Raw genomic sequence first — 14,215 nt, forward strand, 5'->3', positions numbered from 1 at the left:
GGAAGCTAAAGCAAAGGACAGGTAACCTGAGCGATAGGGATAACAGTCGAAAGAACGCCGAGAGACCGAAAGAGTTTAAAAGACCCTTTACGAACGGCAAAAAAACAAGTTTTTCGGACATCATTAGGAGCTCATAGCTATAGCCATAGATAGTTATAGCCATAGCGTTACAGACTCATCTCAGCTAATAGAGGAATATATAGACTTATTAGCTAACATTCATTGCACTTTCTCCCCATAGATGCCAAATAAAGACCCGCTCCCCATACTCGTCAGGAAACGGGTCTTATTGAGTTGTCCCTGGGCCATAATGACCCCGACAGGCTACGGCTTACTCCGCAACCGCGATACTGGGTATCGACACTTCGGCTTCCACTTCATCCTCATACGAAATTTCCGGGAATTCAAACCCGAACAGATTGAAAAATTCGACCCGGAAGCCTTCAATATCGGATATCGACCGGATGTTATCCGAATCGACCTGATTCCACAGAGCAAGAACGGCTTCCTGTACATCCTCCCGCATTTCCCAATCGTCTATACGGATGCGTCCCCGGTCATCCACCGAAGTAGATTCGTAATAAAGCCTTTCGGCAAACAAGCGATACATTTGTTCTATGCAGCCTTCGTGTAAATTCTTCTCTTTCATAACCTTATACAGCAAAGATATGTAAAGAGGAACAACCGGAATAGCCGAACTGGATTGAGTGACCAGCGCCTTATTGACGGAAATGTATGCCCGGCCCCCCAAAGCTTGAAGCTGCTCGCGGATTCTGCCCGCGGAAGCCTCCAGATGATCCTTCGCCAGCCCGATCGTTCCGGCTTTGTAGATCGAATGGGTAATTTCCGGTCCGATATAGGAGTATGCGACCGTTACCGCTCCTTCCGCCAGCACGCCGGCTTCTTGCAAAGCGTTCATCCACAGTTCCCAATCTTCGCCCCCCATGACCTTGATCGTATGCTCAATCTCCTGCTCGCTTGCCGGTTCGATCGTGACATCGGTAACTGCCGCGCTATGGAAATCCACCGTTTTGTTGGAAAAAGGCTCCCCAACCGGTTTGATCACCGACGAATATACTTCCCCGGTCTCAGGATCTACACGTCTAGGTGAGGCCAGACTGTAAACGACCAGATCCACCTGACCCAAATCCTGTTTGATCAGATCGATGGTTTGCCTCTTGATCTCGTTGGAGAAGGCATCCCCGTTAATGCTCTTGGCATAATAGCCTGCTTCGGAGGCAGCCTGCTCGAAAGCGGCCGTATTGTACCACCCGGCGGTCGCCGTCCGGTTATTGGCCGCCGGCCGTTCGAAGAATACGCCTATGGTCTTGGCTCCCGATCCGAAGGTGGCCGTAATCCGGGAAGCCAGCCCGTATCCTGTAGAAGCCCCGATCACAAGAACGTTCTTGGGTCCCTGAACCGGCTTCTGGCTCTTCACATACTCGATTTGCTGCCGAACATGATGAGCGCAGCCGGCCGGATGGGCGGTGGTACAAATAAATCCTCTGAACTTCGGTTTAATCACCATATGAGAAACTCTCCTTCTTTTCGCATCATTCGTAATCACCAGAATATGTTTCCTATTCTATCATGCCTCTCCCCTTGACTGAAAGCGGGAAGAAAACGCCGTCTATTATTTTACCATAACTCTCGCCCCGGTTGTCCAATTGCCCCCCTTTTACCAGTATACAAGGCCGTTCTAATCGCATCCGGTCGTTCGTACCGCCTGTTTCCAGCGGAATTTCTCCCCATGTCCATGTTTGCCCGTTTCCGATTGTCCCTTCCTTGCATTTACTAATAGTAACTTCATAGAAAGTGAGGTGATAGATATGAGTCATCTCAGACCTGATGTCGTCACGATCACTTTTAGATGCGTAAGAGGTGTAGCGATCATTACAGGCGTCTGCGTCATTGGTTCCTCGCGGCCTTGTGGGCGTTTCTTGAAAAAAGGGCGTTCTGCTGTCCGTGCTATCGAGTGTCTTCTGGATAACGGATTCCATATTAAGCTGAAGACTTCCAACACGGTAGTATTAAAGAGAAAAAGACATCACTGCAGCTAATTGAAATGCAGCCTCCGGGCTGCATTTTTCTTTGCCTTTCTTTGATTCTCGGCAAGAGTCTGATGAATATGTAAGGGTCGGAAACGTAAAATAGATCCAAGAATAGTACTTGCTGTCCATTTCCGTTATACTATTTTTGTTCAGCTGTAAATCAACCCATGGACGATAGAATAAAGGAGAGCTCCGCGATGTATGTCGTAACTTCTGAAGAAATGCGCCGATTAGACGGGCATACCATTCAACATATCGGACTTCCCGCGCTTGTGCTGATGGAAAATGCCGGCCGGGCAGTCGCTGAGGAAGTGCTCGCCGTGAGCCGCGAATCGGCAGCCAAGCGGCGCCAGCGCTGGCTTGTACTGGCCGGCAAAGGGAATAACGGCGGCGACGGCCTCGTCGCGGCCAGACATCTGATTGAGTCAGGCCTTGACATAGACATAGCCCTCGCCGAACCCGCAGGACTCTCCTCCGCAGATATGGCGGTTCAGCATGAAATTATCGGCGAGCTGGGCATTCCGATGTTCAATTACAAACCGGGAGAAATTCGCTGGGAGGTCTACGACGGCGTCATCGACGCGCTGCTGGGAACCGGAACGCGCGGAGCTCCCCGAGAGCCCTACGCCGGACTCATCCGGGAAGCCAACGCCAGCGGGCTGCCGATTGTTGCTGTCGACATCCCGAGCGGGCTCGATGCGGATACAGGGATGACTCATGACCCCTGCATCTGCGCAGTGCGGACCGTTGCGCTGGCCTTCCTCAAGCGGGGGCTTGCCCAGCCTCCGGGGACCGGCGCGGCAGGCCGGGTTGTCGTGCGCTCTATCGGCATCCCCGTCCGCTTAGCCGAAGAGCAGGGCATTCGCACGCTGCTCCTGGACGAGCGGACCCTGTCCGAGCGGCTGGCGCTTGACCCTCGGCGCGGCCGGCCGGAAGACTCGCACAAGGGCACCTTCGGCCATGTGCTCATCGCCGCCGGCAGCCTGCGCATGGCCGGTGCCGGCCTGCTGTGCGCGAACGCGGCGCTGCGCGCGGGGTGCGGGCTCGCCACGTGGGCGATGCCGGCCAGCCTCGTGCAGCACCTGCTCGGACGCCTCCCCGAGGCCATGCTCGCCGGCCTGCCTGACGCCGGCCACGGCGATTGGGCCGAGGTGTCCGCCGAGCAGGTGCTGTCGCTGGCCGAAGGGCGCGACGCACTGGCGATCGGCCCGGGCATGGGGCGCTACGGCGACGACGTGCAGTGGCTGCGCGCCATCTGGGAAGGCGCGCAATGCCCGCTGCTGCTCGACGCCGACGCGCTCAACATGCTCGCCGATGCGCCCGATTTCGCGTCCTGGCGCAAGCGCGAGGCCGCTACGGTGCTGACGCCCCACCCGGGCGAAATGGCCCGGCTGACGGGGCTCAGCACCGCAGAGGTGCAGCGCGACCGCATCGGCCTCGCGCGCCGCTACGCGGAGGAGCACGGCGTCACGCTCGTGCTCAAGGGCGCCCGCACCGTCGTCGCCACCCCGGATGGGGTCGTGTACGTGAACACGACCGGCAACCCGGGGATGGCCACCGGTGGCACGGGCGACGTGCTCGCCGGCGTCATTGCCGGCCTGCTCGCGCAGCGCCTCACGGCCGAGCAAGCGGCGGCGTTCGGCGTATGGCTGCATGGCGCGGCCGGGGATCGCGCCGCGGCGGAGCGGTCGGCTCCGGCATCGATTCTCGCCGGCGACCTGCTCCGCTGCTTGTGAGCCGGCCCACCTTCCGATGGGGCTCCCAGACAGGGAGGGCCCCATCGTACGGCTCGCCGCAGCATCCCTCCCCCTTATATCGTGGCGAAGGAGGAGGGGTTCGTTGACGGAAAGGCGGAATCTTTGCGTTTCTGATTCTCCACCCATTCCTTGTAAGGATCCGTCACCAAATGGGGATCACTTACGTCCCGCTGGTCATTCCATACGCATTCCACCCCTTTCCCTCCTGCATCCCCGTTATACATCTTGCAGCTGCTGCAGAATCGGGAACGGTGGTCTTCATCCAACACCACCACACGATTGCGCAGACAGCAATAAATTTCTCCTTTATCCGTAGCCAAGTGAAAATGATTAATTTCCGGCATGGAGTCATCCTCCTTCTTTTGCATGTTACAACTATTTAAGACGACAGTGAGTAATTCGCTGTCCAATTTTTCGCGGCAGGGCGGCCGTGTAATGATGGTTTGATTCCCACCCCGAAAGGGATGGCGAATTAAAATGCAGCAAAGCTCTCCAATCGCCTGTTTTTTTACAATTTTCGCAGGTCGCCCGGTTGAAGTGCTATTGGGGCTATTGAGGCTATTGGGGCCACTGGTTCCATTTAAGTGAATTTGGTTAAAGGAAAGGCGTCTTGCCTTATATTGGGCGAAAGATGGCACTCGTTTCCGTATATAGTTAGTTGGGAATTAGCAGTTGGTGATTGGCATTTAATGGAATTTACTGCAATCTTATTAAAGGTGAACGGGTCAGAGTGCGCCGTGACCTACAGTTTAATCTTTTCCCGTTAAAAATGAACGCGAATTTTGTAAAACACAAATTAAAATTATCCGACGTCTTTTTCGGTTATTTGATGGGAACAGCTTTTTTATCCGGGAGCGGTTGTGGTAAAAAAAGCTCCTGACGAAGCCCTGTAAAAACCCCACAAAGTGACGTGTGACCTTCGAAGCTTATTCCGGGTACTTTGCGGGGAGCACCTGAACCAAAGATGAATAACCCGGTATTAGAGGTTGCTTTTTATGCCAATTAGAAAGTTGTTCCATTTTAATGCTTTATTGAACTTTAACTTTCTAATGTGGTAAAAAAGTATATGAAGAGGAGGGATGGAACATGTGTGGCAGATACACCATTACCGTCTTGCTTGAGGAAATTTTCGGGCGATTTGGCATAGAGCCTCTGCCCTATGAATATTTGCCCAGATATAACGTGGCTCCGGGACAAGCCGTCCATGCCATCATTGAGCATCAGGGCCGGCGCAGAATCGGGACGCTTCGCTGGGGACTGATTCCTTCCTGGGCGAAGGATGAGAAAATCGGCTTCAAAACGATCAACGCCAAAGCGGAAACCTTGCAGGAGAAGCCCTCCTTCCGAGGAGCTTTCCAACGGAAACGGTGTCTGATCCCCGCCGACAGCTTCTATGAATGGAAGAAAACAGAAAATGGGGACAAGCAGCCTATGCGGATAATGCGCAAGGACAGGAAGATATTTGCCATGGCCGGATTATACGATACCTGGATCTCACCGGAAGGCAACAAGATCAGCACCTGTACGATCATCACCACCCCGCCCAACGAGCTGGTCCTTCCCATCCATAACCGGATGCCGGCGATTCTCGATCCTCAGAACGAAGCGCTTTGGCTGGACCGTAATGTGAGCGATCCCCGCATTCTATCGGAGCTGCTTGTACCTTATCCGGCCGAGCAAATGACCGTTTACCCGGTTAATCCCCGTGTCGGACAGGTGGCCAATGATGACCCGGACTGTATCGAGGTATGGAAATAACAACCGCCATCCGAAGAGCTGGTTTGCGCTTATTTCACCTCTCTCACCAGGCTTTGTACGGCCTAGCGTCTCATCGTTCCCGGAAGCGGAGAGGTCGGGTAATTCCGGGCGCGGCTTCCAATGGGAAGGCAGTCTGCACCGCCTGAACCAGCTCCCGTGCCATCGTCATGACCAAATAGAGCGAAGTCGTCTGGAGCACGCGATAAGGCTGGCCTTCGTTGCGATTGACGATTGCGGCAATGCTGAAATGCCCGACCTTCGGCAAGGTATGGCCCATGGACTTGCCGGGCTCTATCGGCTCCGCGGCCACTTGGAACAGCCCGACGGAGGAAGCCTCCCTCCCGAGGCATGCATCGAGGGCGAGCACGATTTTGCCCGCAGGAATTTCCTGCAGATGCTCCTCCATCGTATCGGCATCACAGGGCCAATCCAATGTCCCGGTCACATTCCGGTAACCGGCCTCGCGCAGCCAGCTTCCGACCAGCGGACCGAAGGCATCACCGGAGGAGCGGTCCGTACCGATACACAGAAAATAAAGGTCCTCTGTCTTCACCCCTTCCTCGCCGATAGCGCGAAGGAACTCCACCAGCCGCTCTCCGCGGATATTTTTACGTTCAAACGGATGCTTCATCCCGCCTTATTCCCTCCATTCCTTTAAGTTGAAGCCATTAAGAGGCTGTCCCTAATTTTGTCTAAAATCGTTTAAAAAGCTCGGTTAACCGCTTCGCGCGCGGGCCGAAAAACCGAAAGCCTGCAAATTTGCAGGCCTCGAGCTTAGGTGTCCGCCTTATTTTCCGAACCATATCCATGAGATTTTCCATTTCTTAAGGAGCACGACCAGCAGCCATGGAACGGTGAACGTCATGACCGCCGCGCCGAGCGTGGACCATTGATAGGCGGCCGAGTCTCCCGGAAAGACGAATTGATATCTCCAGTAGGACAGCAAGGCCGGATGCACGAAATAAATGCCGAAGGAAGCCGCTCCCATGGACATTAACAGCGTGGATAACCCGGGCAGGTCCTCCAGCAGCCGGACGCCGATCCACAGAAGGCTGACCGCCATAGTCATCGCATACACATTGAAGAAAAATTCCATCGCCGGCGGCCCGAAATCAATATCATTCTGCCTCAGAACGAAGAGCAGGGCGAACGTATACCCGGACAGAATGCCGCTTCCCAGCACCCACCAAATATGCTTGGAAGCATTGCGGAACCGGTCATAATTCATGCCGATAGCCCCGCCCGCCGCGAACAAACCGATGTAAGTGCCGAATAAAGTCGCCGGATGCTCGAACGAGTGAACCCAGTCATGATAAATATAGAACGCCGTTTGAAACAAGAAGGCGATAACGACCCAATATTTCCTGAACCATCTCCAATATTTCACAGCCGTCATCAGCAATGGAAACAGCAGATAAAATTGCAGAATCAAAATGATGAAATAAAGATGATAGCCAGTTTCCGCCCACCTCAGCTTATCCGCGAACTGCAGCCAATCGATCGTCACCGCAGACCAGTCTTTAGTTGGCAGCCATTGATTATAGACGTAATAAAAAAACGACCACAGCAAATACGGCACAACGATATATTGGATTCTTTTGCGGTAAAAAGCCAGCGCCTCCCGGACGTTCCACGAGTCGTAATAACGGTAGAACAGAACGATGGCACTTAGAATGACAAACACCGGCACCGCAAAATTGCTCAGCTTGTTAATAACCAAATAGATAACCTGGGACCGGCTCCCCAGCGGGATATCCACTGTTGCCTCCGAGGTGCTGTGGATCATGAGAACAGCCATGATGGCGAAAGCCCTCACGATTTCCAATTCTTTAATTCTCGGTTTATTTGATGCCACCCGGAAGTTGCTCCTCTCTCATTTTCTTAACCCATCACGCCCTGAGGGGCTTGTGGCCTCCCTTCTCTATCAACATGCCGATGACGTGGACAGCCAATAAAGTGACGGACATTGCCATGGATGAACCTTATATGAAATTTCCTTAAGCAGCCCGCTTTAGACAGGATCGATCTTATTAAAAGCCTTGTCCGCCGAGTGACCATTTTCCGCTCCCGCCCATATTGTAATTCTATAGAATAACGCAACGGGCTAAGGAGGCTTGTTCTTATGGACACTACTTGGAGAGAAGAAGCTGCGAACACGATTACTCACGGGATCGGCGCGGTTCTGAGCATCGCCGCTCTTCTGCTGCTCATCAGTCATCCGCAGAACGGTCAGCAAATCGAGCGCCTAATCAGCTTCGGCATCTATGGCTTCTCCCTGGTCCTGCTCTATCTATCTTCCACACTGATGCACGGGATTCAGAGAGAAGATTGGAAGAAGCGGCTTCTGACTCTGGACCATACCGCTATTTTTTTGCTCATTGCAGGAACCAATACTCCCTATATGCTGGTCACTTTAAAGGGATGGATGGGCTGGGCCATGTTCATTTTCATCTGGAGTCTCGCCCTGTTCGGAATTAGCCTGAAGCTGTTCCATCCCGCGAGATTTGCCAAAATCTCCACCCAATTCTACTTATGCATGGGCTGGATGATTGTGATCGTCATAGGGCCATTGTCCGAAAGGCTGCCGGCTGCCGGAATGTCCTGGCTTGTCGCCGGCGGAATCTTCTATACATTGGGGTCGGTCTTCTATATCCTTAAAACGGTCCCTTACCAGCATGCCATTTGGCATCTTTTCGTTCTGGCGGGCAGCCTGTCCCATTTTATTTCGATTTACTACTATGTATAGCATGTTTTGCTTCCTGCGGCAAACCGGTAAGGGGCACGCTTTGCAAAATGGTTATGGTGCCGGCTGCGCGGATAGAGGTATAATGGATGAAAGTGCGGGAATCCCGCCCTCAGTCTGGCAAAACAGCCCATTAGGAGGATTAAGCGATGACAGGAACGACCATTGCCGGAGTGCTTGCCCATCCTGACGACGAAGCATTCGGCGCATCCTCGGCCATTCTCGAAATAGGCCGCCGCAAGGACCGCTTCGTGCTGCAAACCTTCACTCCGGGGGACGCCGGCAAAGCCGGTAGATTTGCTCCATTGACTAAAGCGGAGCTGGCCGCAAGACGCAAGCAGGAGCTGAGGAATGCCGCCGATATTCTCGGAATTGCCACCGTCTGCCAACTGGATTATGGTGACGGTACGTTGAAGGATGTCCCTCTTTCACAGCTTGTGGAGGATGTCGCCGACTTTCTGAACAGGGAACAGGCCGAGATCGTGGTGACCTTCCCCGAGGACGGAATTTACGGGCATCCGGATCATGTGGCCGTCCATTTTGCAGTCAAGGAAGCCGTCCTGAGCGGGCGCTGCCCCAAGGTTCAGAAGCTCTACTATTATGCCAGCGAAGCTCTGCTTCAAGCAGGGCACAAGCCCACCCTTATGCTGGACACTTCCACGGATTGGCCGATCAAAGCTAAAGCGCTGCAAGCCCACGAGACCCAGATGGCATCGATCAACCGCGTATTTGGCGATCTGGCTTCATTCTCTTCCGTTCCTAAGGAAATGCGTTATGAAGCTTTCGTGCTCGCTTGGGAAAGAGGAGCGGAATGGCCGGTCAAGCGAGAGTCTTATTTCACGGAAGGCTTGCTGGAGAAGGCGTAGCACAATGACCGAAATCGGCCGGCCTGTGGCTCCGGATGTTTCCGGGGCGATTTCGCAGCGCGTCATTGGGCGGTTCTCGCGCCAAGATGACGTTTCTAATGTAACTTTTGAGAACAGGTGACTGCTCTTGCAGAACGGTGAATCCTAGCCTGCCGTTATTTATATACAAACCGAAGAGCCTGTGGATGACAGATACCAACGGAGGCGATCATGCTGAACAATAAAATTGTGTTTACCGGCGGGGGATCGGCGGGTCATGTTACCCCCAACCTGGCCATTATTCAAAGCTTGCGGGAAAAAGGATGGGCCGTAGAGTACATAGGCTCCAAAGCGGGAATAGAGAAGCAAATTATAGAAAACCTGGGGGATATCCCTTACCACGCCATTCCTTCCGGAAAGCTGAGAAGATATTTGGATTTGAAAAATTTGAAAGACCCGTTTCATGTCATGCAGGGAGTCCTGAAGGCTTACCGGATTTTGAGAAAAATAAAGCCGCAAATCGTTTTCTCCAAGGGAGGCTTTGTCTCCGTTCCCGTTGTGCTCGGGAGCTGGCTGAACCGGATTCCGGTCATCATTCACGAATCCGACATGACCCCGGGGCTCGCCAATAAGCTGTCCACCCCTTTCGCCGCCAAAGTGTGCGTCACTTTCCCAGAGAGCCTGCGACACTTCAACGGGGATAAGGCCATTCATACCGGGCCTCCGATCCGGAGAGAGCTGTTCCAGGGGAAGGCCGACGAAGGCAGAAGGCTCTGCGGATTCACGGCCGGCAAGCCGGTGCTCATGGTGATGGGAGGAAGCCTCGGTTCCCAAATCATCAATGAAACGGTCCGGGCCACACTCGACCGGCTGCTCGAACGCTATCAGATCGTTCATATTTGCGGCAAGGGAATGGTCGATGCGGGACGAAGCGTTAAAGGCTACAAGCAGTTTGAATACATTCAGGCCGAGCTGCCTCATATTATGGCTATGGCAGACCTGGTCGTCTCCCGTTCCGGCTCCAATTCGATCTTCGAATTTCTGGCGCTGAAGAAACCGATGCTGCTCATTCCGCTGTCGAAGCAAGCCAGCCGGGGGGACCAAATCATCAATGCCCAATCCTTCGCCAAAAGCGGCTTCAGCCAAGTGCTGCTTGAAGAGGATTTAACCCCGGATACGCTGCTCCAGGCGGTTAACGGGCTGTACGACGGAAGGAACCGCTACATTGCCGCTATGAAAGAAAGCTCCGTGCAAAACAGCGTGGAACGCATCGTCGAATTAATTGAAAAGCACGCCAAAAAACGAAAGTGATCTGGAGCCATCGGGAGCATCGGAGCCATCGACAGCATCGATCCTTCCGCTTCGACGGCCTACCAACGTTAGCGAAAGACAGGCGTACGCAGCCTATCAAACCCGTCATTGAAGGACAGGCGGCTGCCCGTGCATAATAGACAAAAAGCCGGTATTCCCTCAAGGAATGCCGGCTTTTTTGGCGGTAGGGATCCGTTGCCTGATCCCGCAGTTGCGCAGGCCTTTCAAACGGACCCCGCATCCGTCAAGCATACACGCTTTCCAACGGGCTGCTCTCCTTCAATTCCCGGACCGTGGCGGCTCCCGTTCCGAACAGGACAGCCTTCAGCTCGAATTCGATCCGTTCGAACAGCCGGTTCAGCGATTCGGCGGACTGAACGGCCGAAGCCAGCACCGATCGGCCGAAGGCCGCTATATCTGCTCCAAGGGCCAATGCCTTGGCGGCATCCACCCCGTTCGCCAGGCCGCCGCTCCCAATCAAGACGGCCTCCGGCAGCCGGGACCGCACCTCCCGGATGCATGCTGCCGTAGGCAGCCCCCACCCGGCGAAGGCGGCCGCGGCTTCCGACCGGATCGGGTCCCTGGAGCGGTATCGTTCCACCTGGCTCCAGGAGGTTCCTCCCGCACCCGCCACATCGATGAACGAGACTCCCGCTTCGGACAGAGCCTGGGCGAGATCGCCGCGAATGCCCCAGCCGACCTCTTTCACACCGACCGGCACTTTCAGTTCACGGCAGACCTGTTCTATCTTCTTCAGCAGCCCTTTAAAATTTGTATTTCCTTCAGGCTGAAACAGCTCCTGCATGCTATTGAGATGAAGCACCAAGCCATCGGCCCCGGACAGCTCCACCGCACGGCGGCAATGGTCAACGCCATAGCCGTAATTGAGCTGAACCGCTCCCAGATTGGCCAGGACGGGAATCGACGGCGCTACATCGCGCACCCGAAAAGTGGCGGCAAGCTCCGGGTGTTCGATCGCTGCGCGTACCGAACCGAGCCCCATCGCCCAGCCTCTGCTTTCCGCAGCTTCCGCTATCCGCCGGTTGATATCCGCCGCTTCCTTCGTTCCGCCGGTCATCGAGCTGATCATTAGCGGCGCCTCCAGTTGTTTTCCGAGGAAGGAGGAATTCAGCCGAATCTCCGCAAAATCGATTTCCGGAAGCGCACTGTGACGAAACCGATAAGCTTCCAGTCCCGTGCTGATCCCTTGGCCCGCCACATCCCGGTTCAAACAAATGTCGATATGCTCCGCTTTTCTCTGCTCTGTCTGTCTGCCCCCATGTCTACTCATTCCTATCCCTCCGGCAAAATTTACGCCAAGCCGGCCCTAAATGCCGGCCAATCTGCGTTGTCCATGGTTCTAGTTTACCCTATTTGCAGTAAGAAAGCTTCATCTCTTTGAAGCTTCCTCCGCAATCGCGCCGCTTTGTCTCTATTTATGCAGGCTTTTCGCAGCATATTGCCCATGGTTCATAGGCTGTTCGTAGGTGAGTAGCAGGTCCTTTCGGGTGATTCGTACGAACATATCGAGGGGCCCGAATAAGTGCGGACAGGTGGACGGTAGGAGAATGGTGCTAGCCAAAGTTCAACCGTTATACAGCCGCAATGAAACTGACGGACAGGAGAGGCCTTATTTTTGTCAAAGTGGGCTGTTCTGTTAGGCTAACGGACACCGATGCGTTTATTTCATAGATTTCTCTTCTTTCCCCCTGCTTTTTATGAGAATAAGGTTATCTGAGTCCGGTAAAGCTGCCGGAGGGCCCTTCTGGACCGATTAAGGTCTCTGAAGTCCCTTAGACCAAAAACTGTGCAGAGGCGGGTAACAAAGTCGCCTCTTTTGTTGAAATTCTTTATTGACTTTTGGCATGCAGAAGCTATGATAGTTAAAAAAGTCTGGAAAAAAATGACCGGGCACATTCGCCAAATGACCCGGAGCCTTGCAATTATCGTGATTTTTTAATGGATGGATGTATGATTCGAAAGGGGCTCTCCCCATTACTTTGCGCTTCCGGTCCTGAACCGGCTGGACGAGGAGGAGCCAAGATTCCCTTTTGACCACCTATTCTTTTTACTAAATCAGTCAACCATGGAGTGAAAAAAATCGTTTAACCTTAGCGAATCAGAGATTGCTTTAATAATGAGATATAGTCTATCTGCAGCTTAGTTCGCCTCGCCTCTAATAATAAGAAGAAAGCGGGATGTGATAGCGATGAAATGGCACATCTATAACGATCCAAGGCAATTTTTGGAGCAGGTGGGGGCTTTCCTGGAGCGGCACGAAGCCGAGAACAGCCTCGCCCTTGGAATTCTGCACTCCCTTGCTGAGGGAAAGAGGAGAATGGAAGGCGAACCGGTCATGGCCGCGGTGAAAGAGGGGGATGAACCTATCCTTATAGTGCTTATGACCCCGCCTAAAGGGCTGATTCTAGCAGGCAAGCCTCCCAAGCTTGGGAAGGAAGCGCTCCTGTTCGCGGCGAACAGCGTGATGGCCATGAACATAAGCGTGCCGGGAGTGATAGGCGATCCGGTAGGCGATCCGGTTCTTGCTGCCGAATTCATTCGGGCTTGGGAACGGAACACCCAGTGCTCATCCGAGGTGGTCATGAATCAGCGCATTTACCGCCTCGACCGGGTCCTCGACATGGACTACAGCCCGGGTCAGTTAAGAGTCGCGACGGCGGAAGATATTCATCTAACCGCGGAATGGCTGTATCAGTTTGCCAAGGAAGTGGGAGAGCTTATTTCCCATGAACAGGCTTTGGCCAAAGCACGGAACGGTGTGGAGGAACGCTCCCTCTATCTGTGGGAGGACAAGAAAGCCGTCTCCATGGCCATGATGGCGAGACCGACAGCCAGTGGCGTCACCATCAATATGGTCTATACTCCTGCAGAGTTCAGGGGCAAAGGCTACGCCACATCTTGTGTCGCTTCCCTCAGCCAGCTTCTGCTTGATCGAGGCTACCGCTTCTGCACCTTGTATACCGATCTGGCAAACAACACCTCCAACAAAATCTACCAAACTATCGGCTACAAGCCGATACAGGATTCCATCCTATACCGTTTTATCTAGCTATAGATAAGGAGCGAGGCCCCTGGGAATATACCCGGTTTTGGCCTAACAACACTCTGCTAAATGTTCGTTTTCCTGGAACCGTTGATTCCATGCATCAAAAGACAAGCGAAAGTGCAGGTCTTTTATCGGGAATCGGATAAATCCCGGAAAAGACGAGCGAAAGTGCAGGTCTTTTGCCGCAAAAACCTGAAAATCAGGCCAAATGGCCAAATTCACCTGCACATTTGCGCGTCTTTGGCTGATTTAAGCTAAAAGCGTTGAAAAGACCTGCACTTTCGCAGGTCTTTGTCACTTTATTCACGATGTTGCCGAACATCACCTTCCCGGTTCCAAACCCACGTCTTCATAGGCTTACATTAACCTGAGTGCTCCCAGCAGCCCATTCCACCAAACTGAGCGAAGGGGATATTGCCCAAATGCGGGGGAGATTCGTCTGCCTTCCTCGCTTCAGGCCTTCATCTCCTACTATCTCCCTGAGTGCACCTAGCAGCCCATTCCATCAAACTGAGCGAAGGGGATATTACCCAAATGCGGGGGAGACTCGTCTGCCTTCCCCGCTTCAGACCTTCATCTCCTACTATCTCCCTGAGTGCACCTTGTAGCCCATTCCATCAAACTGAGCGAAGGGGATATTACCCAAATGCGGGGGAGACTCGTCTGCCTTCCCCGCTTCAGAC

The 14,215-nt window shown here is 53.7% G+C and carries 11 protein-coding genes; 6 read left to right on the forward strand and 5 right to left on the reverse strand.

Annotation, left to right across the window (positions count from 1 at the left end):
• Positions 1 to 331: 331 nt before the first annotated feature.
• On the reverse strand, positions 332 to 1,528 hold the full coding sequence (gene fabV / locus ACTHRH_RS21590) for an enoyl-ACP reductase FabV (RefSeq protein ID WP_144936973.1): 1,197 nt from the start codon (positions 1,526 to 1,528) through the stop codon (positions 332 to 334).
• Positions 1,529 to 2,248: 720 nt separating this feature from the next.
• Here fabV and ACTHRH_RS21595 point away from each other — a divergent pair.
• Positions 2,249 to 3,787, forward strand: a complete 1,539-nt coding sequence (locus tag ACTHRH_RS21595) for an NAD(P)H-hydrate dehydratase (RefSeq protein ID WP_440417610.1) — start codon at positions 2,249 to 2,251, stop codon at positions 3,785 to 3,787.
• A gap of 74 nt (positions 3,788 to 3,861) precedes the next feature.
• On the opposite strand, the gene ACTHRH_RS21600 is transcribed toward ACTHRH_RS21595, so the two are convergent.
• Positions 3,862 to 4,152 (reverse strand): hypothetical protein, encoded by a 291-nt coding sequence (locus ACTHRH_RS21600; RefSeq protein WP_144936966.1) that lies wholly within the window; start codon positions 4,150 to 4,152, stop codon positions 3,862 to 3,864.
• A gap of 742 nt (positions 4,153 to 4,894) precedes the next feature.
• Here ACTHRH_RS21600 and ACTHRH_RS21605 point away from each other — a divergent pair.
• Complete coding sequence (locus ACTHRH_RS21605) at positions 4,895 to 5,566, forward strand: SOS response-associated peptidase (RefSeq protein WP_150960067.1); 672 nt, start codon at positions 4,895 to 4,897, stop codon at positions 5,564 to 5,566.
• A gap of 70 nt (positions 5,567 to 5,636) precedes the next feature.
• Here ACTHRH_RS21605 and yyaC read toward each other — a convergent pair whose 3' ends face one another.
• Positions 5,637 to 6,197 carry a spore protease YyaC gene (gene yyaC / locus ACTHRH_RS21610; RefSeq protein WP_150960068.1) on the reverse strand — a complete coding sequence of 187 codons (561 nt, stop codon included), beginning with the start codon at positions 6,195 to 6,197 and terminating at the stop codon, positions 5,637 to 5,639.
• 156 nt (positions 6,198 to 6,353) lie between these two features.
• On the reverse strand, positions 6,354 to 7,421 hold the full coding sequence (locus tag ACTHRH_RS21615; protein WP_440417613.1) for an acyltransferase: 1,068 nt from the start codon (positions 7,419 to 7,421) through the stop codon (positions 6,354 to 6,356).
• 267 nt (positions 7,422 to 7,688) lie between these two features.
• Here ACTHRH_RS21615 and trhA point away from each other — a divergent pair, with 267 nt between their 5' ends.
• The 3 genes from trhA to ACTHRH_RS21630 all read left to right on the forward strand — a co-directional run bounded on the left by trhA (position 7,689) and on the right by ACTHRH_RS21630 (position 10,465).
• Positions 7,689 to 8,312 carry a PAQR family membrane homeostasis protein TrhA gene (gene trhA / locus ACTHRH_RS21620; RefSeq protein ID WP_144936954.1) on the forward strand — a complete coding sequence of 208 codons (624 nt, stop codon included), beginning with the start codon at positions 7,689 to 7,691 and terminating at the stop codon, positions 8,310 to 8,312.
• A 146-nt stretch (positions 8,313 to 8,458) separates the two neighbouring features.
• Positions 8,459 to 9,175: a PIG-L deacetylase family protein gene (locus ACTHRH_RS21625; RefSeq protein ID WP_144936951.1), complete on the forward strand. Its 717-nt coding sequence runs from the start codon at positions 8,459 to 8,461 to the stop codon at positions 9,173 to 9,175.
• Between the two features lie 213 nt (positions 9,176 to 9,388).
• Entirely contained in the window at positions 9,389 to 10,465 is a 1,077-nt protein-coding gene (locus ACTHRH_RS21630) for an undecaprenyldiphospho-muramoylpentapeptide beta-N-acetylglucosaminyltransferase (RefSeq protein WP_304505323.1), read from the forward strand.
• Between the two features lie 244 nt (positions 10,466 to 10,709).
• Here the strand turns inward: ACTHRH_RS21630 and fni are convergent, their stop codons facing one another.
• Entirely contained in the window at positions 10,710 to 11,756 is a 1,047-nt protein-coding gene (gene fni / locus ACTHRH_RS21635) for a type 2 isopentenyl-diphosphate Delta-isomerase (RefSeq protein ID WP_144936946.1), read from the reverse strand.
• Positions 11,757 to 12,674: 918 nt separating this feature from the next.
• Between fni and ACTHRH_RS21640 the strand changes: the two genes are divergently transcribed.
• Entirely contained in the window at positions 12,675 to 13,535 is an 861-nt protein-coding gene (locus tag ACTHRH_RS21640) for a GNAT family N-acetyltransferase (RefSeq protein ID WP_440417616.1), read from the forward strand.
• Positions 13,536 to 14,215 lie beyond the last annotated feature (680 nt).

Source organism: Paenibacillus sp. SAFN-117, assembly GCF_051966115.1.
In the GTDB taxonomy this organism is placed as follows: domain Bacteria; phylum Bacillota; class Bacilli; order Paenibacillales; family NBRC-103111; genus Paenibacillus_L; species Paenibacillus_L residui.